The 22546-nt window shown below is 65.6% G+C and carries 22 protein-coding genes; 7 read left to right on the plus strand and 15 right to left on the minus strand.

The window, feature by feature from the left end; translation table 11 throughout:
* Nucleotides 1-42: 42 nt before the first annotated feature.
* Nucleotides 43-1032 (plus strand): CobD/CbiB family protein, encoded by a 990-nt coding sequence (locus DFR39_RS15830; protein ID WP_133604698.1) that lies wholly within the window; start codon nucleotides 43-45, stop codon nucleotides 1030-1032.
* A 129-nt stretch (nucleotides 1033-1161) separates the two neighbouring features.
* Here DFR39_RS15830 and DFR39_RS15835 read toward each other — a convergent pair whose 3' ends face one another.
* The 5 genes from DFR39_RS15835 to DFR39_RS15855 all read right to left on the minus strand — a co-directional run bounded on the left by DFR39_RS15835 (nucleotide 1162) and on the right by DFR39_RS15855 (nucleotide 5268).
* Nucleotides 1162-2109 (minus strand): Tim44 domain-containing protein, encoded by a 948-nt coding sequence (locus tag DFR39_RS15835; protein WP_133604700.1) that lies wholly within the window; start codon nucleotides 2107-2109, stop codon nucleotides 1162-1164.
* Between the two features lie 120 nt (nucleotides 2110-2229).
* A complete protein-coding gene (locus DFR39_RS15840; RefSeq protein ID WP_133604701.1) occupies nucleotides 2230-2994 on the minus strand; it encodes an SDR family NAD(P)-dependent oxidoreductase in 765 nt (254 codons plus the stop codon).
* Nucleotides 2995-3041: 47 nt separating this feature from the next.
* The gene (locus DFR39_RS15845; RefSeq protein WP_211343889.1) at nucleotides 3042-3638 is read right to left on the minus strand and encodes an RluA family pseudouridine synthase; all 597 of its coding nucleotides are present in this window, start codon (nucleotides 3636-3638) and stop codon (nucleotides 3042-3044) included.
* Nucleotides 3638-4117, minus strand: a complete 480-nt coding sequence (locus DFR39_RS15850; protein ID WP_133604705.1) for a protein-tyrosine phosphatase family protein — start codon at nucleotides 4115-4117, stop codon at nucleotides 3638-3640. The genes DFR39_RS15845 and DFR39_RS15850 overlap by 1 nt, the downstream gene beginning before the upstream one ends.
* A gap of 110 nt (nucleotides 4118-4227) precedes the next feature.
* Nucleotides 4228-5268: an ATP-binding protein gene (locus tag DFR39_RS15855; protein ID WP_162849552.1), complete on the minus strand. Its 1041-nt coding sequence runs from the start codon at nucleotides 5266-5268 to the stop codon at nucleotides 4228-4230.
* A gap of 240 nt (nucleotides 5269-5508) precedes the next feature.
* Between DFR39_RS15855 and DFR39_RS15860 the strand changes: the two genes are divergently transcribed.
* Nucleotides 5509-6981: a sensor domain-containing diguanylate cyclase gene (locus tag DFR39_RS15860; protein ID WP_133604709.1), complete on the plus strand. Its 1473-nt coding sequence runs from the start codon at nucleotides 5509-5511 to the stop codon at nucleotides 6979-6981.
* Between the two features lie 27 nt (nucleotides 6982-7008).
* Here the strand turns inward: DFR39_RS15860 and DFR39_RS15865 are convergent, their stop codons facing one another.
* The 4 genes from DFR39_RS15865 to DFR39_RS15880 form a co-directional block, all read right to left on the minus strand.
* Entirely contained in the window at nucleotides 7009-7485 is a 477-nt protein-coding gene (locus DFR39_RS15865; RefSeq protein WP_133604711.1) for a thioesterase family protein, read from the minus strand.
* Nucleotides 7482-8243: a substrate-binding periplasmic protein gene (locus DFR39_RS15870; protein ID WP_162849553.1), complete on the minus strand. Its 762-nt coding sequence runs from the start codon at nucleotides 8241-8243 to the stop codon at nucleotides 7482-7484. Before DFR39_RS15870 ends, DFR39_RS15865 begins: the two co-directional genes overlap by 4 nt.
* 109 nt (nucleotides 8244-8352) lie before the next feature.
* The gene (locus tag DFR39_RS15875; protein ID WP_133604715.1) at nucleotides 8353-9135 is read right to left on the minus strand and encodes a MipA/OmpV family protein; all 783 of its coding nucleotides are present in this window, start codon (nucleotides 9133-9135) and stop codon (nucleotides 8353-8355) included.
* A gap of 118 nt (nucleotides 9136-9253) precedes the next feature.
* Complete coding sequence (locus DFR39_RS15880) at nucleotides 9254-10171, minus strand: sugar kinase (RefSeq protein WP_162849554.1); 918 nt, start codon at nucleotides 10169-10171, stop codon at nucleotides 9254-9256.
* Between the two features lie 119 nt (nucleotides 10172-10290).
* On the opposite strand from DFR39_RS15880, the gene DFR39_RS15885 reads away from it, so the two are divergent.
* The 5 genes from DFR39_RS15885 (at nucleotide 10291) to DFR39_RS15905 (ending at nucleotide 16373) form a co-directional block, all read left to right on the plus strand.
* Entirely contained in the window at nucleotides 10291-11181 is an 891-nt protein-coding gene (locus DFR39_RS15885; protein ID WP_133604718.1) for an NAD-dependent epimerase/dehydratase family protein, read from the plus strand.
* Between the two features lie 46 nt (nucleotides 11182-11227).
* A complete protein-coding gene (locus DFR39_RS15890) occupies nucleotides 11228-12184 on the plus strand; it encodes a TRAP transporter substrate-binding protein (protein ID WP_211343895.1) in 957 nt (318 codons plus the stop codon).
* Nucleotides 12185-12234: 50 nt separating this feature from the next.
* A complete protein-coding gene (locus tag DFR39_RS15895) occupies nucleotides 12235-12723 on the plus strand; it encodes a TRAP transporter small permease (protein ID WP_133604923.1) in 489 nt (162 codons plus the stop codon).
* Complete coding sequence (locus DFR39_RS15900; RefSeq protein WP_133604722.1) at nucleotides 12714-14003, plus strand: TRAP transporter large permease; 1290 nt, start codon at nucleotides 12714-12716, stop codon at nucleotides 14001-14003. The genes DFR39_RS15895 and DFR39_RS15900 overlap by 10 nt, the downstream gene beginning before the upstream one ends.
* 123 nt (nucleotides 14004-14126) lie before the next feature.
* Nucleotides 14127-16373, plus strand: a complete 2247-nt coding sequence (locus tag DFR39_RS15905) for a winged helix-turn-helix domain-containing protein (RefSeq protein WP_162849555.1) — start codon at nucleotides 14127-14129, stop codon at nucleotides 16371-16373.
* Nucleotides 16374-16442: 69 nt separating this feature from the next.
* On the opposite strand, the gene DFR39_RS15910 is transcribed toward DFR39_RS15905, so the two are convergent.
* The 6 genes from DFR39_RS15910 to DFR39_RS15935 all read right to left on the minus strand — a co-directional run bounded on the left by DFR39_RS15910 (nucleotide 16443) and on the right by DFR39_RS15935 (nucleotide 22513).
* Complete coding sequence (locus DFR39_RS15910; protein ID WP_133604725.1) at nucleotides 16443-16745, minus strand: cache domain-containing protein; 303 nt, start codon at nucleotides 16743-16745, stop codon at nucleotides 16443-16445.
* Complete coding sequence (locus DFR39_RS15915; RefSeq protein ID WP_133604727.1) at nucleotides 16738-16920, minus strand: hypothetical protein; 183 nt, start codon at nucleotides 16918-16920, stop codon at nucleotides 16738-16740. The genes DFR39_RS15910 and DFR39_RS15915 overlap by 8 nt, the downstream gene beginning before the upstream one ends.
* Nucleotides 16921-17019: 99 nt before the next feature.
* Nucleotides 17020-18879 carry a putative bifunctional diguanylate cyclase/phosphodiesterase gene (locus tag DFR39_RS15920; protein WP_162849556.1) on the minus strand — a complete coding sequence of 620 codons (1860 nt, stop codon included), beginning with the start codon at nucleotides 18877-18879 and terminating at the stop codon, nucleotides 17020-17022.
* A 145-nt stretch (nucleotides 18880-19024) separates the two neighbouring features.
* A complete protein-coding gene (locus DFR39_RS15925) occupies nucleotides 19025-19462 on the minus strand; it encodes a phosphate ABC transporter substrate-binding protein (RefSeq protein WP_133604730.1) in 438 nt (145 codons plus the stop codon).
* 10 nt (nucleotides 19463-19472) lie between these two features.
* On the minus strand, nucleotides 19473-20831 hold the full coding sequence (locus tag DFR39_RS15930) for a hypothetical protein (RefSeq protein WP_133604732.1): 1359 nt from the start codon (nucleotides 20829-20831) through the stop codon (nucleotides 19473-19475).
* 164 nt (nucleotides 20832-20995) lie between these two features.
* Nucleotides 20996-22513: a methyl-accepting chemotaxis protein gene (locus DFR39_RS15935; RefSeq protein WP_133604734.1), complete on the minus strand. Its 1518-nt coding sequence runs from the start codon at nucleotides 22511-22513 to the stop codon at nucleotides 20996-20998.
* Nucleotides 22514-22546: the final 33 nt, after the last annotated feature.

Raw genomic sequence — 22546 nt, forward strand, 5'->3', positions numbered from 1 at the left:
CCGCTCACGACAAGGGCTGGGCCGCGGCTATCATCCCCGCCCATGAACTTCTTTGCGGTCTTGTTCGCCCTGATCTGCGAGCAACTCAAGCCCTTGCCTCATGGCAATCGCATCCATGACGGCGTGATCTCCTGGGTCCGCTGGACCGGTCGCAATTTCGACGCCGGCCGGGAGCACCATGCCGGCGTGGTCTGGGCCATTACCGTCATCGGGCCGGCCCTGCTCACCGCGGCCGTGTACATCGCCCTGCGCCAGTTCAGTGTGGTGCTGGCCTTGGCTTTCGATGTCTTGCTGCTCTATCTCACCCTGGGCTTCCGGCAGTTCAGCCACTATTTCACCGATATCCGTGACGCGCTGGAGCGTGGGGACGAGCTGGAGGCGCGTCGCCTGCTGGCCGAGTGGCGCCATCTGGATGCCAGCGAGTTGCCGCGCACGGAGCTGCTGCGCCATGTGATTGAGCATTCCCTGCTCGCGGCGCATCGCCATGTGTTCGGCGTGTTCTTCTGGTTCGTGCTGCTCTCCACCCTGGGCCTGGGTCCGGCGGGCGCGGTGCTCTACCGCATGGCCGAATTCGCCAGCCGCTACTGGGCCTTCAAGAGCCGCACCCTGGATGCGCCCACCAATGAGCGACTGATGCAGCTCTCGCGTCAGAGCTTCGGCTGGATTGACTATCTGCCCTCGCGCCTGACCGCCACCGGCTTTGCCATCGTGGGCAATTTCGAGGAGGCGGTGAACGGCTGGCGCCGCGATGCCCGGCTGTGGCTGCATGCCAATGAGGGCATCATCCTGGCCGCCGCCGCGGGCGCCCTGGGTGTGCAGCTGGGCGGCTCGGCTGCGCCCGGTGTGACGCCGGATCGCAGCAAGACCTTCGAGGCCGGTGGTGATGCCGAAGCCACCAGCGCCCAGGGCTCCACGCCTGGCCAGGCTCCGGTGCTGGGGCATCTGCAAAGCGTGGTGGGCCTGGTCTGGCGTTCCGTCGTGCTCTGGATGCTGCTGCTGGCGCTGCTGACCCTTGCGAACCTGGTGGGCTGAGCGGTCTCGCCACGGCCTCAGGATTTACGGCTTACAGGGCTTGTGCGGATCCACAGGCCAATGAAAAAGGCCGGTTGCAGCATCTGCAACCGGCCTTTGCACTGATGGAGCTCAGTGTGCGAGCGCGTCTCAGGCCGTGGCCTGGATGCCGGCAATAGCCCACTCGCGGCTGCCGTCCAGCGGGCGAACCAGATGCCAGACTTCATCGAAGTTCTGTGCGGCGGCTTCGCTCTGCTCGCGGATCAGGCCCCAGAAGCGCACGCTGACGATCTGCTCGCCATGCTCTTCCACGCTCTCCAGCACCTGGGCATCCAGCTGCAGCACATCGGTGCGCTGCGCAGCGCCCTTGCGCTCCAACAGCTCGCTTTGGATTGCGGCGTACATCTGCGGCGTGGTGAAGCGGCGCAGATCGTTCTGGTCGCCCGCGTCGTTGGCGGCCTGCATGCGGATGAAAACCTGCTTGGCGATCTGCTCAAAGCCCGCGGCATCGAAGCCGGCGGGCACGGCGGGCGCTGTGGCGGCGGCCACCGGCGCGGCACCGCTGCTTTGAGGCTGCCAGGCCGACTGGGGCTGCTGCACCGGGGACGGGTTCTGTCCGGGGAAGGGCGCACCGGCACCCGCGAACTGCATGCCGCCCTGAGCGGCCATCTTCTTGGCGGCAAAGCGGCGCATCACGAAGCCGATCACCAGCATCAGCACCAGGCCCAGCAGGACCATGGTCATGATATTGGCCAGTGCCTCGCCGAAACCGAAGTGGCTGGCCAGAGCGGCCAGACCCAGACCAGCGGCCAGACCGGCCACGGGGCCCATCCAGCTGCGCTTGGGTGCTGCGGCTGCGGCGGTCCCGGCGGCAGCGGCCGTGGCGCCGGGGGCGGCAGCCTGCTGCGGCGCCGCGCTGTTCTGTGCCGGAGCATTGGAAGGCGCGGGTGTCGCGGGCTTGCCCGGCTGAGCGGGGGCAGACTGAGCGGGAACATCTCGCTTCATGCCGCCGCCGCTCAGGCGCTTGGCCTGCACGTCGCCGGCGATCAGGCTGAGGCTGACCGTGGCGGCCAGCAGACCGAGGGAGAGATTCTTCACGTGCGTTGCTCCTTGCTGTTGTACGTGTGGCTCGCAGCTTAACGATCACTTAAGCCCTTAAGCCGTATGGGGATGTTGGGGCGCCGGGGCCAGCTTCAAGAGCCTGCAGGCGAGGGCCTGTCAGGCGTCGCGCACATCGGCCAGCACGTTGCTGCCGAAGTCGGCGCGAGCTAGGTAGCGCAGCACCTTGGCGGCAGCCTGTTCTGGGCTGTCGAGCTGGCCATCGCGCTTGAAGCCGGCAAAGCGGGCCTGATCGGGGAAGCGGGCCGGATCGCCGCTGCGCAGCTGCAGCTGCATATCGGTATCGATGATGCCGGGCGCCAGCGAGACGATGCGGGCGCCGTTGGCGCGCTCGGCCTCGTCCAGGGCCATGGCCCGCGAGAGGTTGTCCATGCCGGCCTTGGCCGCGCAGTAGGGCGCGCTGCCGGCCATGGCGCGCCGGCCCAGGCCGGAGGAGATATTGAGGATCTTGCGCGGCACGGCCCAGTCGCGGGTGGCGCTGAGAAAGGCGCTGGACAGCAGCAGGGTGGCTTCCAGACCGACGCGCAACGCGCGTGAGAGCTCGGCCAGAGAGACGCCGTCCACCGGCCCCGGCTCCGTCACGACGCCGGCATTGTTGATCAGGGTGACGGCGCCGAAGCGCTTGGCGTCCTGGTCCATGAGCCAGGACTGAAGGCGCTCGGCCACGGGCAGCGGATCGCTCAGGTCGCAGCGCCATTGCTCCAGGCCGCCGAGTGTGGCCGCCTGGGCCAGGGCCGCGCTCTCGGCGCGCGCGATGCCGATGACTTGGTGCTGCGGCGCCAACAGCTGGCGAGCCATGGCCTCGCCCATGCCTCGGGACGAGCCGGTGATGATGAAGAGCTGGGTGCTGGCTGGGGTGTTCATGTCTGTCCTTGGGGGGGAGGGCTGGGCGTTCGTGAGGGCAAGCAGATTCAGAAATCGGCGGGGCAGTCCAAGGCCAGCCCATGTGTGGGCAGGGCCAGGGCGCAGGCATGCAGCATCAGGCGCGGCGCGGGGGCGCCGCCGTAGAGGCTGTCGCCCAGGATGGGGTGGCCCAGGGCCTGCAGATGCACGCGCAGCTGGTGGGAGCGGCCGGTCACCGGCTCCAGTTCCAGTCGGGTGCTGTCGCCCTCATGGTCCAGCACCCGCCAGCGCGTGCGCGAGGGTTTGCCCTGGGCATGGTCCACCTTCTGGCGCGGACGGTTGGGCCAGTCGGCGATCAGGGGCAGGTCAATCTCGGCCCATTCGTCCCGGGGGCCGTCGAGCCGGCCCTGGACCCGGGCCACATAGCGCTTTTCAACCCGGCGCTCGGCAAAGTCCAGGCTCAGGGCGCGCTGCATCTCGGGGCCGCGGGCAAAGAGCAGCAGGCCCGAGGTGGCCATGTCCAGACGGTGTACCACCAGGGCGTCGGGCAATATCTCGCGCAGACGGGCCCAGGCGCAGTCGCTTTCCTGGCGACCGGGCACGGAAAGCAGGCCGCTGGGCTTGTTGACCACGGCCAGCCCGGCGTCCACATGCAGCAGCTGCATCAGAACTGGTCGATCCAGCCCGATTGCAGGGCCGACTGCGGATTGGATCCGGCGGCGCGCACCTCGCGCAGCGCCAACTCGCTGTCCTGGCCCAGGCTCTTGAGCACACAGGCCGCCACCGTGCCGGTGCGCCCGATGCCGGCCGCACAGTGCAGCAGGACCTTGTCGCCCAGGCGCAGGCCATGGGCAATCTGCTCCACACCCGTGCGGAAGGCCAGCGGATCGCTGCCCAGGCCGAAATCCCGCATGGGCAGGTGCAGCCAGCGAAAGGGCAGGCGTCCTTCCGTGATGGCCTTGTGATAAGCGGGCGAGAGCTGGGCGACTTCTTCCAGCGGGTTCAGGCAGACCAGCAGGCTGAGTTGGCGCAGTCGCGCTTCGTCCAGGAAGGCGCCCCAGCTCTCCAGGCGGCCGGGCATGGATTGCAGCCAGAGCCGGCCGGGCAGGCTGGTATCGGGCAGGGAAAGAGGGCGGAACGGCATGCCGCTATTGTCGACCAGAGCGGCCGCAGATGGCCTGCACATGATCCGCACTTGGTCCGCCGATGCCCCCCCGATGGCCCGCAGATGGCGGCCCGGCGGGCGGTGCACACTCAGCGCGAGAGCTGGCCGAAGCCGGAAGGCTCGGCGAGATCGCCGAACTGGGAGGGGCTCGCGGCTCGCAGCCGGCGCGCTTGCTCACGTGTCGCGTCGCGACGGGCCAAGGCCTGATGGAGCTGCTGCTCGCTGAGCCGGGCGGCATCCTCCTGCGCCAGCTGCCGGTGGCAGGCCAGACGGCAGCGCAGCTCGGCCACCCGCAGGCAGCCCCCATCGCCGTCCACCGGCTCGGGCAAGAGCATCAGGGCCTGCTCGCACTGCTGGCGTCGCCGCAGCAGCTCGGCCAGGCTGAGTCGGCCGCCGCGTCCGTAGTAGTGACTGCCCAGGGTGGCGGCCAGCGCCAGCCCCGAGCGCAGCAGGGGTTCGGCTTCGTCGGCACGCTCCGAGAGCATCAGCACCCGTCCGAGCATCAGACTCAGGATGCAGCGCTGCTCCTCGCGCAGACGCTCATCGCGCAAGAGACCCCGTGCGTAGCTCAGATGCAGCATGCCGCGCAGCAAGGCCGCGTGGGCGGCTTCCCGCTCACCCTGCTCCAGCAACTCCTCGTGAGCCATGGCGGTGCTGAGCAGCAGATTGGCATAGGCCTGCAGCAAAGGCTCCAGCTCGCGGCCGTCGCGCGCCAGTGACAGGGCCTGCATATGCAGGGGCACCGCGTGTTCCACATCGCCCAGCCTGGCATAGACATGGCCGGCGCAGCTCAGGGTGCGGGAGAGCTGGGCATGCAGCTCGGGCTCTCGCGCCAGATCCAGGGCCTGAGTCACCAGGGGCAGGGCCTCATCGGCCAGGCCCAGCTCGGCCAGGGCCAGGGCGGCCAGATTGAGCGCCTGTATGCGCTGCGCCGGAGGATTGACCAGCACCGCCGCGCGCAGGGCCGGACGGTGCACACGCTCCAGCTGGCCTTGCCACCAGCGCGCCTGCGCCAGCAGCAGATGCAGTTCGCCACTCGGGGTGTCCACGCCGGCCGCAGCCAGGGCGGCCTCGGCCAATTGCTGGGCGCGCTGCCAGCAACGGGCTTGCAGCGCCTGTCTGATCTGCATGAGCTGGGGCGCATGCGCATCGCTTGCGTGTAGGGGGCAAAGCTGCGGCTTGTGAGTCTGTATCGTCATGGCCTGCCGCTGTCCGGTTCTGCCGATACCGATTTATCGGCCCATTCCATGGGAGCCATGCAGGGGGCTATCCCGCATGGGCCGGCTCCGGGCTGTGCGAGACTGCACAAGAATGCGCCGGACATCCGAGGCAGGAGCCGGCATGACGAGGGCATGGAGAGGGATGCGAGCATGGCCGACATGACAGCGGAACAAGACTGGGCCCAGCTCTTCGAGCTGGCACCGGTGTCCTTGTGGCTGGAAGATTTCAGCGCCCTGAGGCAGCTGTTTCAGCGCTGGCGTGAGCAAGGCGTGAGTGATTTGCACGCGCATCTGGCCGCCGACCCCGAGCGCCTGCGGCAGTGCAGTGCGGCCTTGCGGGTGCTGCAGGTCAACCGCCAGACCCTGCAGATGTTCGGCGCCCAGGATCTGGAGGCCTTGCTGCAAGGATTGCCGCAGATCTTTCGCGACGAGATGCTGGTGCACCACGCCGAGGACATGGTGCGCCTGTGGAACGGTGCGCTGGAGTACCGGAGTCAGACGGTGAACTACACCCTGGATGGGCGCCGGCTTGATGTGCTGCTGCATGTGCGTGTGCTGCCCGGGCATGAACAGGACTGGGGCCGCGTGCTGCTATCCCTCGAGGACGTGAGCGAGCGCGAGTGGGCCCGGCGAGCCCTGCTGGGCAGCGAGCGTTATGCCCAGGGGCTGTTTGAGCACTCGCCGGTTTCGCTGTGGGTGGAAGACTTCAGCGGCGTCAAGCGCTTGCTGGACGAGGTGCGTGAGCAGGGCATCACGGACTTCCGGACCTTTACCGATGTGCATCCGGATTTCGTGGAGCGCTGCATGGCGCAGATCCGCGTGCTGGACGTGAACCGGCAGACCCTGCGCATGTTCCGCGTGCCCGACAAGGCGGCCCTGATCGAGGCCCTGCCGCTGATCTTCCGCGACGAGATGCGCCGCCCCTTTACCGAGCAGCTGATCGATCTCTGGAATGGTCAGCTCCTGCAGCAGCGCGAGACGGTGAACTACAGCCGCGATGGCGAGATGCTGCATGTGCATCTGCAGTTCTCCGTCCTGCCGGGGCATGAGCAGGATTGGTCCCTGGTGCAGGTGGCGCTGACCGATATCAGTGCCCGCAAGAAAGCCGAGGCCTATCTTGAGTTCCTGGGCAAGCACGACGCCCTGACCAAGCTGCGCAATCGCAGCTTCTTCAACGATGAGCTCAATCGTCTGGAGCGGCGTGGCCTGGGACCGGTGGCGGTGCTGGTGGTGGATGTCAATGGGCTCAAGGCCGTCAATGATGCCTGTGGCCATGCGGCGGGTGATGCCCTGCTCAGGCGTGCGGGCGAGGTGCTGGCCAAGGCGGTGGAGGCGCCGATGACGGCCTCACGCATTGGCGGCGACGAGTTCGTGCTGCTGATGCCGGGCGCGGACGAGCAGGCCGGCGAGCAGCTGCTGCAACAGCTGCGGGAACTGCTGGAGCTCAACAACCAGTTTCATGGCGGTGAGCCGCTGGATCTGTCGCTGGGCCTGGCGGTCTGGCGCCCGGGTGAGCGCCTGGAAGCGAGCCTGCACCGCGCCGACACCCTGATGTATGAGCACAAGCGTCGCTACTACCAGACCCGTGAGCATGAGCGGCGCGCCGGTGCGGCACCTCCCTGAGCTGGGTGCGCCCGAGTCCTCAGGAACTCAGGAGACGATGTAGGCCGCGGCGCCCACGCTGAGCAGCTGCCCGCTGTGGTCCAGAAACTCCATGCGGGTGCTGGCCACCCGGCTGCCCAGGCGCAGCACCTGGGCGGTCGCGGTGAATCGCGGCCCGGTGGCAGGCCTCAGATAGTCCACCCGCAGATCGATGGTGCCCAGCTTGCTGAAGCGTGCAAGCCGGGTGGCCGGCGCCTCGTCCAGATGGCGTGCCCCGATGGCGGCCATGACGGCCAGACCGCCCATGGCGTCCAGCGTGGCGCTGATCACCCCGCCATGCAGGCGGTGATGCTGGTAGTGGCCGATGAGTTCCGGGCGCATGAGCACATGGGCCTGTACCGTGTCGGCCTCCAGGCTGTCCACCGTCAGGCCCAGGACCTGGTTGAAGCAGATGCGCGTTTCGAAAAGCTCGCACAAGGCCTGCACGAACTCCGGCTCAAACAGGGCGGAACGTGCCCCGCTCATCGGGCCTCGCCTGCCGGTGCATGGAGGTAGTTGCGGCGGATCTCGTCCAGCGTGCCCTGGCGCTTGAGCTTGTCCAGCGCCGTTTGCAGCTTCTCGGCCAGCCCGGGGTCGGACTGCTTGTTCAGCGCGAAGTAGTAGGCGCCCCGATCGCTGAGCCGCCACAGCGGCTGGACCTCGGACATGTCGGCACCCAGCTGACGCATATTCCAGGCCATGCCGACCTCGGTGTCCACCAAGGCCTCAGCATGTCCGGCCAGCAGGCTGCGCAGGGCCGAGGCGTTGTTGGACTGCTCCAGCAAGGCGCTGGCGGGCACGCCCGCGGCCTGCAAATCCTTGGCAGCCGCCTCGCCGCGCACCACGGCATAGCGTATCTGCGCGAGTTGTTTTGCATCGTGCAAGCGCTTGGTGCCATGCCGCCCGTAGACCCAGGTCACCCGGGGCAGCAGCGGGCCGATCCAGAGAAACTCCTGCTCACGCTCAGCCACCCGGGCGGTGGTGAAGACCATCACATTGGGGTGCAGTTGGGCGCTGCGATAGGCTCGCGCCCAGGGCACGGACTCCATCACACAGCGCAGTCCTGTCTCCGCACATAGCGCCCGGAGCGTGTCGGTGGCGATGCCGCGCAGCTTGTCGCCCTCGGTGTAGTTGTAGGGCGCCCATTCCTCGGTGAAGGCTTGCAGGACCTGGGGTTGCGCTTGTACAGCCGGCAGCCAGTAGCTCAGCAGACTCAGAGCCAAAATGCGGCGAAGCATGTTCATGCGGCACATCATGGCAGCATGCCATGACACCAGCATTTGTGAAGCGGCATCAACCCGCAATACTGCAGCCTGTCACATCTTGCGCGCTTCACAGATCGCACCACGGCGCTTAGAAATGGTGCCCCACGGTGAGGATCAGGCTCTGAGGGCTGGCGTCCCGGACCAGCGGGCTGCGTTGGACATCCCCGCGCAGGCTGCCCTGGCCCAGGGTTGCCGTCAGCGACCAGTCGCGGAGCGGGCGGTAGATCACCGAAGCGGATGCCCGCACATCGCGCAAGCCGGCGCCGGGCTTGAACACCGGGTAGCCGCTGGCCTGGGACTGGGCGGCATTGACGCCGAAATAGCTTTGGGTGTGGCGCGCATCGGCCCAGCTCATGGCCACGCCAGCGGCCACACGCAGATCGGGCCTCAGGGCGTGACCCCAGCTCACACCCAGGTCCAGCAAGGTGCCGCGCCCAGTGCGCAGGGAGGAGCTGAGATTGAATCCGCCGCCCAGTTCCTGGTTGTAGAAGGCGCCTGCCAGCAGCCGAGGTTTGAGGTCACCCATGCCGCGCAGCGCGCTGCTATCGTCTTCCTCGCGGCCGAAATCCATGCTCAGCCGCAGGCCGTAAACCTGGCCACTGCCGCCGGACACCCGGTAGCCCAGACCATTGACCACGCCGGCAAACCAGCCCTCGCGCCATTGGTAGTCCACGCTGGGCAGCACCCGCAAGCGCTCCTGATCGGAGCCGGCGTAGCGGGGGGCGTGGAGCATGACCGCGCCCGCCACCCCGCCTTGCTCCACGCCGGGCGGCAGCACATTGCGGAAGAAATCGCCCACCTGGGCCTGGGCTGCCACACTGCTGAGAAGGGCGACGCCCGCAAGCGCGGAGCGGAACAGGGATGGACTCATGGTGCAAAGACTGGGACACAGCCGGTAGCGGGGAATGCCCGTGTTTATAAACCATGAAGTAGTTTTTGTGAACTAACGGGTTTAATTTCTGTCCGCCGGGTCTGAACTTTGGAGCGACTCAGGACAGCAGATCCTGCATATAGGCCTTCTTGATGATGGCGCCGCGATGTTGGATGACTCGGGCCGCCAGCCGATTGCCGAAGGCCGCGGCTTCTGGTGCAGATTCGCCCCTGAGCCGGCGGCTGATGTAGCCGGCCCCGAAGGAGTCGCCCGCGGCCGTGGTGTCCACGACGCGTGGCACCGGCACCGTCGGGACCGACTGCCACGAGGCATCGGGCGTCTGGCGCACCAAGGTCGCCGCCTCACCACGCTTGATCACGAGCTCCGGTGTCGGCAGCTTCTGGGCATGTGCCAGCGCGGCTTCTGCATCATGGACACCCAGCATCTGCTGATGGTCGTCGAGGGTGATCAGGGCCATGCTCGCCAACTCGTAGGCACGGGCGAAGCTGGCATAGGCGCTCAAGGGGTCGGTCCAGAGGGCAGGGCGGTAGTTGTTGTCGAAGACGACTTGTGCGCCCAAGGCGCGCATCTGGGCCATCAGCGCGAATACGCGCTCACGCGCGGCGGCCGAGAGTATGGCGAGGCTGATGCCGCTGAGATAGAGCAGATCGAACTCGTGGCATCGCGCCTCCAAAGGCGTCTGCGGCACATCGAAATAGCGGCGTGCCGCGCTGCTGTCGCGCCAGAAGTGAAAGCTGCGCTCCCCCTTTTCATCCAGCTCAATCATGTAGAGGCCCGGCAGCTTGCCGGGGATCTGGCGTACCAGTTCCAGCGACAGGCCTTGCTGGGCCCAACGCTGCAGCAGGCCCCCGCTCAAGGGGTCGCAGCCCAGCGCTGTTGCAAAGCTCACCGTCGCGGCCTGGGGCTGTATGCAGCGCGCCAGGTAGATGGCGGTGTTGAAGGTGTCGCCGCCATAGGCCTGGCTGAACTGTCCGAAAGGTTCGCCCTGCAACTCGAGCATGCACTCGCCCAGCATGGCAACTTTTTGCTGACCCGCCCCCATGAAAGCCCCTATCGAAATGAAACACGGTTTCGATATTCTCATCGAACGATGATTGATTTTGAAACGGTACTCACCCTGATCTGAGCATCGCCATGAGAAGCCCGCACCCTTTGACGTCCACAGGCCACTTGTTGCTCACGGGAGCCGCAGGCCAGTTGGCGCAGGTCCTGCGGGGAGCGCTGGGATCCTTGTGTCAAGAAGAGGGCTTCTCCGGCATCCGCCTGAGTGACCGGCAGGCCTTGCCCGGGGTGCTGGACCGGCATGAGCAGTTCATTCGCTGCGACTTGTCTGATGGCGCGGCGATGCAGGCGCTGCTAGGGGACGTTTCCGCCGTGGTGCACCTGGGCGGCGTGGCAGGGGAGGGGCCGTTCGAGCCAATCCTCGAAGCCAATGTGCGCGGCGTGTACCACCTCTATGAAGCGGCGCGACTCGCGGGGACCCGCCGGGTGGTGCTCGCGAGTTCAAACCATGTGACGGGCTGCTACCGCCAGGGCGAGCTTCTGGACCCCTGCATCCACAGGCCGCGGCCGGATGGCTTCTACGGCGTCAGCAAGCTGTTTGGCGAACATATGGCGCAGCTGTACTGGGATCGCTGCGGCATTGAAACGGTCAACCTGCGCCTGGGGACGGTGGCCGCGGCGCCGCAGGACCGTCGAGCCCTCTCCACCTGGCTGAGCCATGGCGACTTCGCGCGTCTGGTCCTGGCGTGTCTGCGTGCGCCCCGCGTGGGCTGCCTCACGGTCTATGGCGTGTCGGGCAATGCCGCGCGCTGGTGGAGTGATAGCGGCTGGCAGACCTTGGGCTACGAGCCCCAGGACAGCGCTGATCCCTGGCAGCCCATGCTGCAAGACCTGGCCCCTCCCGAAGACACGCCGATGGCTTGGCTTCAAGGCGGCAGCTTTCTGTCCCTGGGTGAGTTTTCCCACGCGGTGGCTGGGCATGACGCCGGGGTGCCTGCGCCGCGCCTTGCGGCCAAAGAGTGATCACTTCTACAACGAGGAGACTTTGATGCGAGTACGTTCACGACTGATGGCCTGCTTCGGTGTGCTGACCCTGGGGGGCTGGTGCGGCCTTGCCGGCGCGCTGGAGCTGCGCTCGGCCGATGTTCACAACAGCGACGACTACCCCACCGTGGCGGCCGTGCGGCATATGGGCGAGCTGCTGAGCGCAAAAAGCGGTGGCAAGTTCAGGACCAAGGTCTTCAACAAGGGGGCCCTGGGCAGCGAGAAGGAAACCATCGATCAGGTCAAGATCGGTGCCCTGGAGATGACGCGGGTGAACATCAGCCCGATGAACGCCATCTGCCCCAAGACGCAGGTACCGACCATGCCTTTTCTGTTCCGCTCGGTGGAGCATATGCGCAAGAGTCTGGACGGCCCGGCCGGTGAAGAGATCCTGAGGAGCTGCGAGGCCCAGGGCTTCATCGGCCTGGCCTTCTACGACAGCGGCGCGCGCTCCATCTACGGCCGCAAGCCCGTCAAGACCGTGGCCGATGCCAAGGGCCTGAAGATTCGTGTGCAGCAGTCCGACCTCTGGGTCTCGCTGATCGGCGCCATGGGCGCCAATGCAACGCCGATGCCGATCGGCGAGGTCTACACCGGCCTGAAGACCGGCCTGATCGATGCGGCCGAGAACAATGTGCCGTCCTACGAGGGCTTCAAGCATTTCGAGGCGGTGAAGTTCCTCTCCAGGACCGAGCACTCGATGGCGCCCGACATGCTGCTGATGAGCAAGGTGGTGTTCGACAAGCTCAGCAAGGCCGAGCAGGACATGATCCGCGCAGCGGCCCGGGAGTCGGTTGCGTTCCAGCGCAAGAAGTGGGATGAGCAGGAAGCCAAGTCCCTGGCCCTGATCAAGGCGGCTGGCGCCGAGATCATCGAGGTCGACAAGGCCTCGTTCCAGTCCGTGATGGCGCCGGTCTACGCCAAGTTCATGACCACGCCCGACCTGCAACGCCTGGTCAAGACCGTCCAGGACACCAAGTGAGCGCGTCGGTGCTGAACAAAGCGGCAGCACCGGCATCCTCGCCCGCAGCCCTGTTCACCCGCCTTTGCGCCAGCCTCTCCAAGCTGGCGCTGGTGGCCGCGGTGGCGGGACTGCTGGCCGTGGTGCTGTGCGTGCAGTACCAGGTGGTCGGGCGCTATCTGTTCAACGACACGCCCACCTGGGCCGAGGCGCTGGCCATGCTGCTGGTGCTCTACGTCACGGCGCTGGGTGTGGCGGTGGGCGTGCGGGATGCCGGTCATATTGGGCTGGAGTCCCTGCTGGTCTTGTTGCCCGAGCGCCTGCGCCGAAAGCTTGAGATCCTGATCCACCTGCTGGTGGCGCTCTTCGGCGGACTCATGCTCAAAGCAGGTTGGCTGTGGACCACGCTCAAGTGGAGCGAGAGAAAGCCCATGCTGGGCGTGCCCGAAGGCATGGACTACCTGCCGCTGGTGATCGCCGGCGCGCTGATCGTGCTGTTCTCGATCGAACACATTGTCGCGCTGCTGCGCGGCCATCATGTGGAGCCCGCATGGAACTGACGATTCTTGGCTTCAGCTTCGCGCTGCTGCTCATCCTGGGCGTGCCGGTGGCCTTTGCCATCGGCCTGGCGTCGGTGGCCACCATCATCGCCGCCGGCCTGCCGGTGGCCGTGGTGTTCCAGAAGATGGTGGGTGGCATGCAGGTCTTCAGCTTCCTGGCCATCCCCTTCTTCGTGTTTGCCGGTGAGTTGATGCTGCATGGCGGCATCGCCGAACGCATCATCCGTTTTGCCAACAGCCTGGTCGGTCATGTGCGGGGCGGCCTGGGCATGAGCAATGTGGTGGGTTGCACCTTGTTCGGGGGCGTGGCCGGCTCGCCGCTGGCCGACGTCTCGGCCATGGGCTCGGTGATGATCCCGATGATGAAGAAGGAGGGTTACCACGCGGACTACGCGGTCAACGTCACCACGCATGCCTCGCTGGTGGGGGCGCTGATGCCGACCTCGCACAACCTCATCATCTTCACGCTCGCGGCGGCTGGCATTGCCTCGGTCAGCGTGTTCAGCCTGATCCTGGCGGCCTTGATTCCGGCCCTGCTGCTGACGGTGTGCAATCTGGTTGCCGCCTATGGCGTGGCCGTCAAGCGGGGTTATCCGACGCACGGCGCCTTTCCGGGCTGGCCCGCGGTGTTCAAAGCCTTCGGCGCCGCGCTGCCCGGCCTGCTCGTGGTGGTCATCATCCTGGTGGGCATCCTCAGCGGCGTCTTCACCGCCACCGAGTCGGCGGCGACGGCGGTGTTCTGGGCGCTGGCCATCACGGTGCTGGCCTACCGTTCGCTGAGCTGGGCACACTTCCTCAAGGCCTGCGCCAAGGCCTGCAAGACCACCGGCGTGGTGCTCTTCCTGATCGGCATCTCCTCGGCCTTCGGCTACTTCATGGCCTTGTATGAGGTACCGCAGAAGACCGGCGAGCTGATGCAGTGGGTGACCAGCGAGCCCTGGCTCATCTTCCTGATGGTCAATCTGCTGCTCTTTCTGCTGGGCACCTTTCTGGACATGGCGGCCACCATCCTGATCTGCACGCCCATCTTCCTGCCGATCTGCCAGAAGTTCGGCATGGACCCGACCCAGTTCGGCATCCTCATGCTGATCAACTGCTCGCTGGGCCTGAACACGCCGCCGGTCGGCACCACCCAGTTCGTGGGCTGTGCCATCGGGCAGATCTCGGTGGGCGAGGTGATGCGCTCCATCTGGCCCTTCTATGGCGCGCTGATCGTCACGCTGATGCTGGTGACCTATGTACCTGCGTTCTCGCTGTGGCTGCCGGGGCTGATGAAGTAAGCGATACAAGCGCTCCCGGCTCGCTTGTGCTTGGGTACGGTTCAAGCGGGCCGCAACCCCTAGAATTGAGGGTATGAAGCTCATGTTCATGCCCGCATGACACGCTATCGGTTCCAGGATTGCTTGATCGACACCGATAGGCATGAGTTACGGGTCTGCGGGCTGACCGTCGAAGTACAACCTCTCATCTTCGATCTGTTGTGCTACCTGGCGCGCCATGCCGGTAGAACGGTCACCAAGGATGAACTGTTGAGCGCTGTCTGGCGCTCCAGCTTCGTCACGGACTCGGTTTTGGCTCGGGCCGTCATGAAGGCGCGGCGCGCCATCAAGGACAACGCGGACAGCCCGCAGTTCATCATCACGGTGCGTGGTCATGGCTACCGTTTGGATGCAGCCGTCGAGACCGAGTTGTCCCCGCCGCTCGCTGGATCACGCCCGCTGCAGCCTTCGCAGGCCGTAGGTGCGGCGCAGCCCGCCGCCCGTGCAACCGAGCCCAAGCTGGACCTTGCGGTTCTGCCTTTCTTCAACGAGACATCCGATCCCGGCCTCTCCTGGGTGGAGCTGGGCTTGCCCAGCTTGGTCTACCACCAATTGCAAATGCGCTCCGAGCTGCGGCTGGTGCGCAGCGAGGCGGTCGACGCGTGGACGCGGCGATCGGTCTGGAGCGAGCAGGATGCCGCCCTGGCCTGTCGGCAGCTCAACTGCCGCCTGGCCCTGGTCGGCAGGGTCTCGCGGCGCGGCGATGGCATGCTGTCTCTGCACTTCCTGCTCGGTAGCGAAGCAGAGCTGGAACTGTCACGGAGCTTCGACGGCTTGGATCTGCTGACACTGGCGCAAAAACTGGTCCGCGAAGTGGAGTCCGCCTGTGGCGGTACACCGTCACCGCAGGAGGAATCATTCTGGGATGAGCAGAGCGCGCGCATCCTTGATCTCGCCGCCCGAGGCGAGTCGGAAAGAGCGCTCGCCTTGCTGGAGTCGTCCCTGCCTCGCATCAGGCCGGACCTCAGACTCAGACTGGTTCAGGCCCGCCTGCTGCGGGACCTGGCGCGTATGCAGGAATCGGTTGAGGTAGCCCAGGCGGCGCTGGCGGAAGCGGGTTTGGGTGGGCAGGCGGACCTGCAGGCCGAGTTGCTCGCCGAGCTGGGCCGCAGCGCCGTGATATCCGGGCAGATGGACGAGGCGGAGCGCTACAACGACCAGGCGCTTGAGCTGGTCCTGCAAGGCAAGGCCAGCATCACCACGCTACCCAATGTGCTGGTGGGGCGGGGCGAGCAGTTCAGATTCAAGGGTCAGGGCGAGGAGGCGGCCAAGGCTGCAGAGCGGGCCATCTCCGCCGCGCAGGCCACGGGCGATGTCTACTGGGAGCTCATTGCGCGCTGCCTGCAGGCCCATGCCCTGATGGCCACACAGCAGCTTGCCCGGGCCCGAGAGCAACTGCGCGGCGTGGCCCGGGAGGCAAGGTCACGCGACCTGCTGCGCGTGGAGCTCCAAGCCTATGTATCGTTGGGGGCCATCGAGACGGGCTCACGGCACTACGGTGCAGCCCTGGAGTCATTGAGTCGTGCTGCCACGCTGGCCCGGACCCTGGGATCGCGCGTTCGCTACATCACCAGCCAGCTGCAGAGCATGTTCGCCCTGATCGAGTCCGGGCGCCTGAGTGAGGCTGCGCAGCTTGTCGCGCGATTTGCCGATGAGGTTGGTGAGGAGATGCCCCAGAACTCTCGCGAGAGCCTGGAGCGAGCCAAGGCTCATCTGCTGTGGCGCACGGGTGAACAGCTCGCAGCGATCACCCAGCTGGAGGCCATGCTTCACATAGCTCGCTGCAGTCGCTGGTTCTCGCGCTGGAACAGCGCCTCCCTGCTTTGCAACTGGTATCTCGTGCGTGGTGAGGTCGCCAAGGCCGCCAGCGTGCTGGATGTTCTAGACGATGACAGCAATCCGGCGCGGCGGGCCCGATGCCAAGCCGCCGTCATGCTGAAGCAAGGCTTGCGGACACAGGCATTGGCCACGCTGCGCACCGTGTGGCTGACCGAATCCAGCGAGGGCGCGCCCGGGCAGGATTTGGCCGTGGATTTGGGCTGGTTGTTGATGGAGGAGGGGCTGGACACCGAGCTCGATGTGTTGATGTCCAGGGTGAGCGCGATGAGTGCCGAGCACGGCCCAACAGCCTTGCTGCAACTGGTGTTTGCCGCCAGAAAGCAAGGCCAGCCTCCAGATCCTTCATGGCGGAAATCCTTGGATGAACTGGTGGCGCGTCTGCCCGCCTTGCAGCGCCATACTCCGGATTTGTTGGCCTATCTGCGGTCTGCCGAGCTGTTCAGTCGTGCGCCCCCTCGCATGGCGCTATTGCTCAACGCAGCTTGTGACTGAAGTTTGCTCAGCGGCTGCTCCATGACACGGTGAAGTTCGGCAGCTTGCACCGCGCCATGGCTCGGGCAATCAGCGGTAGTAGCCCACGCTCAGCACGGACTTTCCGTCGGGCAACAGGCTCACGAGGCTGGACTTGCCCTCGATTCGCTTCGTCTGCGGGTTGGCCCATTCATAGTCGACCCAGCCTTCCCCCGGCTGTGACTTCGCGATCTCAATCATGCGCGCCATGAAGGCGAAGCCTTTTGCGTCGCGGACCGCCATCATGTGCTTGCCGACAAGCTTGTCATTGCCGCCATGGGCAAGTACCTTGCCTTCCAGGTCAGTGACGGCCACATAGAGATCCTTGCGCACCCACCGGACCTTGTCATTCATGTGTGAAGTCTTTGAATGCGCGCTCCGCACCGACTTGCTTCACGTGGCTGGTGGCTGCATCGGCCAGAGCGACAGCTTCTTGCTTGCTGCCGCGTTCTTGGGCCTGTGCACCCAGACAGAAGGACAGTGTCAAGGCGCCGAGACCTGCGGCGATGCTGCTTGTAGAGAACTTCATTGATCAGAGAATTCTTGTTTGAGTTGTAGATGAAATGGAGACGGATACTCACTGACGCTTTGCTTCTGGCTGCTCCTCCTCAATGTTTGCGTTGTTGATTCAGGTCTGAGAGTCGGCGCTCTGCCTCGCCTGCTCGGCGCTGATGAGCTGCAGGAAGGCCGCAGCCGCCATCGGCCTGCCCAGGAGATAGCCCTGGGCGAAGTCGCAGCCGAGGCTCCGCAGGACGTCGAGTTCGCGCTCGGTCTCCACGCCTTCGGCGACGGTCCGTATCCCGAAGGCATGTGCCACGTCCACAATCGCCTTGACCAGCTTGCGCGCGCCCTCGTTCCGGTCCATGTCCCTGACAAAGCTGCGGTCGATCTTGATCTTGCTGCAGCGAATGCGGTGCAGGTAGCTCAGCGAGCTGTAGCCGGTTCCAAAGTCATCGAGGGCCAGCTCATAGCCTTGCTCCCGGAGGCTGTTCAAGATGGAGTCGGCTGCGTCGACCTCCTCAAATGCGGCCCGTTCGGTGAGTTCGACCTGCATGGCGTCAGGCGTGAGCCCCAGTGTTTCTAGGCGGTCCAAGAATGCAGCCTTGGCCCCCTCCCGAACAAACTGCATGGCGCTCAGATTGACCGCTACTGGCGGTGGGACCACGCCAGCTTCAAGCCAGTCGGACCGGTCCCGATGCAGTCTGCCGAGGATGTGCAGCCCCATGTCTTCGGCGAAACCCGCGGTTTCCGCCAGCGGCACGAAGGTATCCGGGGGAATCGGGCCGTGTTCCGGCGAGTTCCATCGCACGAGCGCCTCGGCGTAACGCAGATGTCCGGTGCGAATGTCGTGAATGGGCTGGTAGTAGAGACTGAGCTCGCTGCGTTTGAGAGCCTGCCTCAGGGCATCGGTCAGCCTTGCGCGTTCACGCAACAAGCGCTCCTGAGCTTGTTTGTAGCGCGCGATCCTGCCGTGTCCCGTCACCCGGGCGGCGGCCAGCCCGGCGCTTGCTGCCCCCAGGGCCGAGGCAACCGTTGTGCCATCGCCCGGTAGCAGGGCCATGCCAATGCAGGCTGAGACGCGGACGATGGCGTTGCCAATCAGTATGGGCTCCGATGCAAGGGCTTGAATGCGCATTGCAATGCCATGCAGGCGCTCTTCTTGGCCTTCATTCATCAGTAGGGCGAACTCGTCGGCACTGATTCTGGCCAGGCAGTCGGACGACCCCGCCAGGACTTGCAAGCGTTGGGCAATGACCCGTAACACGGCATCGCCCTGCTGCGTGCCATACGCTGCGTTAATCAGTCCGAAGTCGTCAATGTCGATCAGAAAGAGGGCAGGGCTGGCTTGTGGCCGTTGCAAGCAGGCCTGGAGCTGCGCGCGCAGTTCCTCACGGTTGGCGCAGCCGGTCAAGGGGTCATGCCGTGACATCCAGGACAAGCTTTGCTGGGCCATGAGTGCGGCCATCGAGGCGCGCCTGGCACTCACGCAAGACGCAAGCCATGCGGCGGCCACGGCCACAGCGCCTACCGCGAGAAACACCCCGGTCCAGATTGCAATGCGGCTGGATGAGGCCTGGAGCGTCAGATAGCCCACCACGGCGCCCGAGGCGTAGACGTCCCGTGAGACCTGCAGCAGCACCAGGCCGTGGCCCCACTCCGGCGACTGCACGGTCCGACTTGCGATGAGTCTTCCGTCCAGTGCATAGAGCTCCGCGGTCGAAATGGTGCTGGACTGCATCAGGGCGTCCAGCACGGCCTGCGCGTCATCCAGGCTGTCAAAGATGAGTGCGGCGCTCAAGTTCCGAGCGAGCAGCTCAGCCGTGGCGCCAAGATCATCAATGGCGCTGGAGCGAAGTGCCTGGAACTGCACGGAAGCCAGCAGAATCAACAGGCTGCTGAGGGCAATCACCATGGCGGCCAGTTCGCGCGACAGGGCTGCTGTGCAGCGCGGCATTCGCAGCCGCTTGACTCGGCCAATTGCGCGCATGTCGGCCGCAGGCGTCGCGCTCTCGTACGAAGTTCTCACTGTAAGCATCTGCTCTCTCACGCTAGCAGGTCGGCACGGCGCTTGCCGATAGGCACGGTTCAGCCCCGTGCAAGAGGCCGAACCGCGATGGCTTGTGTGCCTAGGCTCAAGGCGCCAGCAAGACCTTGACCGATGCGTCGACGGCGGACTTCTCCAGATAGCCGATCGCAGCGGGGTTGGCCGCCAGGGCCTTCTTCAGAGCAGCACTGCTGTCGACGACCTTGGGGGGCTGCCCCTTGCCGGTGAAGATCATGCGAGACCAGTAGGCCTTCATGGCGCTGGCGTTCTTGTTGCTGGTCTCCTGATAGAAGGCATCGCGCACGGCATTGCCTTCCGGCAGGTCATGAATGGCCACGGCGCCAATGCCGGGAAGATCGGATGTCTTGCCCATGTACAGGCTCTCGGCGGTCGCCATGTCCAGGCTGCGCATGCTGCTCTTGGCGCTGGCCACCAGCACCCACTCGGCAGCAGTGGCCCCGGTGTGAAGTCCCAGCAATGCCAGCGCGGCGAGCAGGCCGCGGGTGCTCGTCTTGACGTTGTTCATGCTGTCCTCCTCAGAACACGAAGTCCAGGGCGACCGTTGCCAGACGCACCGTTCCCACCGAATCCGACATCTGCGCGGCACCGGCCAGGGCGCCGACACGGCTCATGGTCTGGGCATCGGTCGCGCCAAAGCTGTTGGTGCGCGGCTTGTACTGGTCCAGCTGGAACTTCAGGGCCACCGAGGGCGCCACATCCACGCGCAGACCCATGGACAGGGTTCGGTTGTCGGTGTTGGAGGTTTGGGCATAGGGGGCGCCCTGGGTGAAGCGCTGGTCCACCAGACTCTGGTACTGCGGCGCCGCGCTCAGGATGTAGCGCCGGGTGTCCGTCTTGCTTGCGGAGTAGCTCACATAGGGCAAGACGCGGTCGAAGCGGTAGCCGGCTGTCAGGTAGTAGGCCGCGGAGTTGGACAGCTGCGAGTCCGACTTTCGCTTCATGTACTCCGCCTGGACCACCACATTCCCGTTGTCATAGACCAGGCCGAGATCGGTGATGTTGAAGGGCTTCTTGTCACGGCGCAGGGCGTTGAACACCGAGTCGAAGTTGGTGAAGAGCTGGTTGCAGCTGATGTTGGCGCTGAAGCTGGCGCAGCTGGCAGCCGCGGGGTTGAGGCGGAAGCCGCGACCGGTCTGCGGCTGCGAGACGGCAAACAGGGTGCTGGGGGCCGCCTGGCCATCGGCCTGGTAGTTGGTGTGGCTGGCGTCCATATGGCTGACGCGGAAGGTCCAGCTGCCCGTCTCGGCGCTGAGGTTCAGGCCGGCCATATGGTTGAACTTGATGCCCGAGCCGCCCGCGAACTTCAGGTCATAGCCGCCGTAGTAGCCCTGCAGCGTGTAGGAGACCGCGCCCAGTTTGCCGCGGTAGATGGCATCGATGCCGTCCACATTGTTGATGGTCGCGGAGTTGTAGACGTCGGTCGGGGGGCGCACCCAGATATTGGCGTAGCCCACATTGCGGTAGTCAGAGCCCATCAGCGTGGGCGCTACAAAGCGGCCTGCGCGCAGGGACAGGGCGGAGATCGGCTTGTAGGCGATGTAGGCCCAGTCCACCGAGGGCTTGAAGCTGTTGTCCTCGTTTCGGCGCGAGAGCAGCTGCACCACGGCTTGCAGCTTGTCGCTAGGCCGATAGCTCAGCTGAACGCCGAGCTTGCTGTCGTTGTCGAACTCGTGGCTGGAGGCTGTGCCGCTGGGCAGACGGTTGTCGGAGCGGAACTCGATGTTCTCGTTGTTGGTCTGCACGGCAGAGAGCGTGCCGAATCCCGACAACACCAAGGTCTTGCTTTCGTTGGAGATCTCGGCGCGTGCGGCCGTGGCGCAGGTCAGTGCCACAGCCATGCCGAGCACGCTGTAGCGAAGTGAAGTGCTTTTCATGAGTCTTCTGGTCGGGTCAGGGAACAATGAACGCGACATCGAACCGACCGTCCAAAGGTTCGGCCTCGCGTTGAGCGGGTGCTCAAAAGGAATACGGCTGATGCAGCGCGTGGCTGCGCCGCGATCGGGCTGGTGCTCAGCCCCGGTGCCGGCAGGACAAGGCCTCAGCTGCTGGCGGTCTGGAAGCGCTGGGCGAGCGCCGACAGGCGCCTCGTCTGCTCCTCCAGGCTGGCGGCCGCCGCGGCGGCCTCTTCCACCAGCGCGCTGTTCTGCCGGGTGCTGTCGTCTATGCCGGTCACGGCGTGGCCGGCCTCGGCAATCCGAAGCGCCTGGTCCTCGCTGGACATGGCAATCTCGCGGATGAAGGTGGCCGTGGCCGTGACGGAGTGCAGCGCGCTCTGCATGGCGCCACCGGCGGCCTGGACACGGGACTTGCCTTCCGCGACCTGTTCCACGGAGGCGTCGATCAAGGCTGCAATTTCCTTGGCCGAGTCGGCTGCGCTGCGTGCCAGACGACGGACTTCGGCCGCGACAACGGCGAATCCTCGGCCGTTTTCACCAGCCCGCGCGGCTTCGATGGCGGCGTTGAGCGCCAGGATATTGGTTTGAAACGCTATGCCGTCGATCAGCGCCGTGATCTCGCTGATGCGTTGCGATGACTCGCTGATTGCGCTCATGGAGGTGATGGCTGCTGCCACAGCCTGGCCGCCGGCTTCGGCATCGATGCAGGCCTGCGCCGCGGTCTCGGCTGCCTTTCTGGCGTGACCGGCATTGTCCTGAACCGAGCTGGTGAGTTGACGCATCGATTGCGTCGTGACTTCTACGGCGTTGGCCTGTCGCTCGGTGCGCGCGGACAGGTCCATGTTTCCTGCGGCGATTTCGCTGGCTGCGTGCGTGATCTCGTTGGCACCGGCCCTGAGCTGATTGATCAGATCACGCAGCCCACTCGACATCGCTGCGGCTGCCGCCAGCAAGCTGCTGCCTCGCGGGTCGGCGTCAATGCCTCGCGAGAGATTCCCGGATGCAATCTCTTGCATCAGGTCACGCACAAACTCGGGCTCGGCGCCCAGCTGCGACCACACGCCAGCGATGATTCTCCAGGAGGCCACGATCAGGGCGGCGAGCACGATCAGGGCACTGATCAGTGTGGCCCGGATAATGTCTCGGACACCTTTGCGGCTGCTGTCCAGAACGGCATCGAATCCTGCTTGAGCCTGGCTCACTTCCGCGTCCAGGCGGGTCTGCAGGGCCTTCAGGCTCTCTTGCATGCGGGGTACGGCGCTCGCAGCCTCCCCGTCACCCGCGCCCAGCAGGATCAGCGCAGTCTCGCGTGCGGCGCCTGCATAGCTGTTCAGCAATGCGCCCAGTTCTTCGTCCAGCTCGGTGTGGCCCGGAAGCTTGCCGACGGCCTGCAGCTGCTGCTCGATACTCGCTCGCAGGCGTTCGGCGTCCTCCAGCCGACGCGGTTCGGACTCGCTGACCGCCGCCTGAAAAGCCGTCGACATGGGCTCGATCAGCGATTGCGCTCGGGTGACGCCGGCGAGGTAGGGATAGGCCTTGCTCCCCAGGCCCTCGATGTCATCGGTCGTGTGGCTCGCCACCGTGAGAATGATGCCCACGCTGATGGTGAAAATCGCGGCCGCCGTGGCAGGCAGAGCCCAGATACGTTTCTTGAATCCCATGATGGCCGGAGAAGGCTGGTGCACCGTTTTTTG

Origin of the sequence: Roseateles asaccharophilus (genome assembly GCF_004362405.1) — a bacterium.
In the GTDB taxonomy this organism is placed as follows: Bacteria; Pseudomonadota; Gammaproteobacteria; order Burkholderiales; family Burkholderiaceae_C; genus Kinneretia; species Kinneretia asaccharophila.

Coding starts and splice junctions, on each gene's coding strand:
- DFR39_RS15830 (WP_133604698.1), top strand. CDS start 43: ATGAACTTCTTTGCGGTCTTGTTCGCCCTGATCTGCGAGCAACTCAAG.
- DFR39_RS15840 (WP_133604701.1), bottom strand. CDS start 2,994: ATGAACACCCCAGCCAGCACCCAGCTCTTCATCATCACCGGCTCGTCC.
- DFR39_RS15845 (WP_211343889.1), bottom strand. CDS start 3,638: ATGCAGCTGCTGCATGTGGACGCCGGGCTGGCCGTGGTCAACAAGCCC.
- DFR39_RS15850 (WP_133604705.1), bottom strand. CDS start 4,117: ATGCCGTTCCGCCCTCTTTCCCTGCCCGATACCAGCCTGCCCGGCCGG.
- DFR39_RS15855 (WP_162849552.1), bottom strand. CDS start 5,268: ATGCAGATCAGACAGGCGCTGCAAGCCCGTTGCTGGCAGCGCGCCCAG.
- DFR39_RS15860 (WP_133604709.1), top strand. CDS start 5,509: ATGGCCGACATGACAGCGGAACAAGACTGGGCCCAGCTCTTCGAGCTG.
- DFR39_RS15865 (WP_133604711.1), bottom strand. CDS start 7,485: ATGAGCGGGGCACGTTCCGCCCTGTTTGAGCCGGAGTTCGTGCAGGCC.
- DFR39_RS15870 (WP_162849553.1), bottom strand. CDS start 8,243: ATGAACATGCTTCGCCGCATTTTGGCTCTGAGTCTGCTGAGCTACTGG.
- DFR39_RS15875 (WP_133604715.1), bottom strand. CDS start 9,135: ATGAGTCCATCCCTGTTCCGCTCCGCGCTTGCGGGCGTCGCCCTTCTC.
- DFR39_RS15880 (WP_162849554.1), bottom strand. CDS start 10,171: ATGCTGGGCGAGTGCATGCTCGAGTTGCAGGGCGAACCTTTCGGACAG.
- DFR39_RS15885 (WP_133604718.1), top strand. CDS start 10,291: ATGAGAAGCCCGCACCCTTTGACGTCCACAGGCCACTTGTTGCTCACG.
- DFR39_RS15890 (WP_211343895.1), top strand. CDS start 11,228: ATGGCCTGCTTCGGTGTGCTGACCCTGGGGGGCTGGTGCGGCCTTGCC.
- DFR39_RS15900 (WP_133604722.1), top strand. CDS start 12,714: ATGGAACTGACGATTCTTGGCTTCAGCTTCGCGCTGCTGCTCATCCTG.
- DFR39_RS15910 (WP_133604725.1), bottom strand. CDS start 16,745: ATGAATGACAAGGTCCGGTGGGTGCGCAAGGATCTCTATGTGGCCGTC.
- DFR39_RS15915 (WP_133604727.1), bottom strand. CDS start 16,920: ATGAAGTTCTCTACAAGCAGCATCGCCGCAGGTCTCGGCGCCTTGACA.
- DFR39_RS15920 (WP_162849556.1), bottom strand. CDS start 18,879: ATGCGCGCAATTGGCCGAGTCAAGCGGCTGCGAATGCCGCGCTGCACA.
- DFR39_RS15925 (WP_133604730.1), bottom strand. CDS start 19,462: ATGAACAACGTCAAGACGAGCACCCGCGGCCTGCTCGCCGCGCTGGCA.
- DFR39_RS15930 (WP_133604732.1), bottom strand. CDS start 20,831: ATGAAAAGCACTTCACTTCGCTACAGCGTGCTCGGCATGGCTGTGGCA.
- DFR39_RS15935 (WP_133604734.1), bottom strand. CDS start 22,513: ATGGGATTCAAGAAACGTATCTGGGCTCTGCCTGCCACGGCGGCCGCG.